Genomic DNA, 2,665 nt, shown 5'->3' with positions numbered 1-2,665 from the left:
TAAGTTATATTTAATTTTGCAGGATGAAATTCGTATTGGAATTTCATTATTTAAAAATCTTTACATCATAAAATGAATTCTTTAGTTGATAAATATAATATTCCGGGACCTCGTTATACTTCTTATCCTACTGTTCCATATTGGGATGAAAGTACTTTTTCTCCGGAAAAATGGAAAGAGAGTGTGGTAAGGTCGTTTCATGAAAGTAATTCAGGAGAAGGAATTTCTATTTATATTCATTTGCCTTTTTGTGAAGCATTATGTACATTTTGTGCATGTCATAAGCGTATTACAAAACAACACAGTGTGGAGACACCCTATCTGGAGAGTGTTTTAAAAGAATGGAAGCTTTATCTGGAATTATTTAACGAAAAACCTAAACTGAAAGAACTTCATTTAGGCGGAGGAACACCTACATTCTTCTCACCTGCAAATCTGAAGATACTATTGGAAGAAATTTTTGAAACGGTGGAAATAGCGGAGCATCCTGAGTTTTCTTTTGAAGGTCATCCGAATAATACTTCTAGAGAACATCTTCAGACTCTATATGATTTAGGATTCAGAAGAGTGAGCTTTGGGGTTCAGGATTATGATCCAAAAGTACAGAAAGCAATCAACAGAATACAGCCATTTGAAAAAGTAAAAGAGGTAACAGAGTTGGCAAGAGAGATCGGTTACCGTGGGATCAGCCACGATCTCGTTTTCGGACTTCCGCATCAGCATTGGGATGCCATGGAATATACCATCCGTAAGACCCTTGAATTAAAACCTGATAGATTGGCATTTTATTCTTATGCCCATGTTCCATGGGTAAAGGGAGTAGGGCAGCGTGGTTTTGATGAAAATGACCTTCCAAGTGGTGAAGAAAAAAGAAAACTGTATGAGGACGGTAAAAAATTGTTACAGGAATTAGGTTATATTGAAGTAGGAATGGATCATTTCTCTCTTGAGCATGATGATCTCTACCAGTCTTTGACTCATAAGAAATTACACAGAAACTTCATGGGATATACTTCCAGCAAAACCCAGCTTATGGTTGGCCTTGGGATGTCTTCTATTTCAGATTCGTGGTATGCTTTTGCCCAGAATGTGAAGACGGTGGAAGAATATCAGAAAATTGTAGAAGAGGGACAGATTCCTGTTGTGAAAGGGCATATTCTTAATGAAGAAGATCTTATCGTAAGAAGACATATTCTTAATCTGATGTGTCAGCTGGAAACGACCTGGGATATCCAGAACTCATTCCCTGAGCTTGAAAATGCGCTGGCAATGCTTAAGGAAATGGAAAGAGATGAATTGGTGGAAATTGAAGATAATCAGATCAGGATTACCGAGAAAGGAAGAGCTTTTACAAGGAATGTTGCTATGGTTTTTGATCTTCGTATGATGAGAAACAAACCGGAAACCAGGATTTTTTCGATGACGATATAATGATATATGAATCGGAAAGCATTAATCCTCTTTTTGTATTTATATGCATTGGCATTTAGTGTTTTAAAGACTGCAAGGTTTCCCAATCAATGGTCTGTGGCTCATTGGATGATGGATTACAGGTTTGGGTTTATTAAAAGAGGATTGGCAGGCGAAATATTCGGTTTTTTCTTTGAAAAGAACGAAACCAATATCCTGATTTTATCTGTTATAATTCTGCTTCTTTTATATGGAGTATTATTAACAATAGCAATTAAACGAACAAATAAAACGGAAGATAATACAAACAGAATATTGTTCTATTCTGTTTTTTTTCTGTCTCAGTATATTGTGTTTTCTGCCCATCTTATAGGTTATCTGGATCATCTTATTTTTCTTATGACTATGATAGCATTGTATCTGATCAGGAATAAAAAAATGATCTGGGCTTCAGCTGTATTGTCCGTTGGCATTCTGATTCATGAGATCACTTTTTTTCTGATGCTGCCTATCTGTCTTTTTGCATTGATCATAAAAGAAATTCCTGAACATTCACTTTCACTTAAAAGTATTAATAAGAAAAAATTATTTGAAAAGATGGCTTTGTTTCTTCTCGTGCCATTTATTGTATTGGCTGGAATAATAGGCTATCAGGAATGTTATGGAGGTAATCATCATCTGCAGATACTGGAATATCTTATCCATACTGGGTTTATTAATGACAAGGTAGCCAGTCTGGTTTCCTTAGGCTATACAGAAAGTTTCACCAGCTTTTTAGCAGAAGAAAGTCCTCATTTTATTCAACGGGTTTTTGTATCTACATGTACTATTATTTACGGGATTCCTATGATTTTTATGGGGGTTATGATTTACAGGGAATTCCGCAAGATTAATTTTTATATTTTTGGATTATTAGCTTTAGCATGTCTGTCTCCTTTACTTTTACACGCAATTGCCTGGGATACGTATAGAATATGGTCTTTTCCGTTTATGATCTTATTTTTAGGTTTTTGGATATTAGATTCCAAATTTAATTCTGTTGTGCAGTCGGGGAAGATATCTAAATGGGAAATTCTGCTTTTCATTTTGTCGTCAGCATTGGTTTCATTACCTTCTAATTTCTTATTTGACAACGAGGTGGAGAGATTTTCTTTAGGAGAGAGAATACTTGTTTTATTACCTTTATTTCTGACTATTTTCTATTTATTTAAGCACAGAATACAGAACTTTAAATAATATTATATATTTTTGGTTT

The 2,665-nt window shown here is 34.7% G+C and carries 2 protein-coding genes; both read left to right on the top strand.

The window, feature by feature from the left end; all coding sequences use genetic code 11:
* Nucleotides 1–72: 72 nt before the first annotated feature.
* Entirely contained in the window at nucleotides 73–1,431 is a 1,359-nt protein-coding gene (gene hemN, locus Q0A18_RS02290) for an oxygen-independent coproporphyrinogen III oxidase (RefSeq protein WP_292008553.1), read from the top strand.
* A 6-nt stretch (nucleotides 1,432–1,437) separates the two neighbouring features.
* Complete coding sequence (locus Q0A18_RS02285) at nucleotides 1,438–2,646, top strand: hypothetical protein (RefSeq protein ID WP_292008552.1); 1,209 nt, start codon at nucleotides 1,438–1,440, stop codon at nucleotides 2,644–2,646.
* Nucleotides 2,647–2,665: the final 19 nt, after the last annotated feature.

The sequence above is a fragment of the Chryseobacterium sp. genome (genome assembly GCF_022712095.1).
Lineage (GTDB): Bacteria > Bacteroidota > Bacteroidia > Flavobacteriales > Weeksellaceae > Chryseobacterium.
Note: the sequence above shows the minus strand (reverse complement) of the source record. Positions and strands in the feature narration are given on the sequence as shown.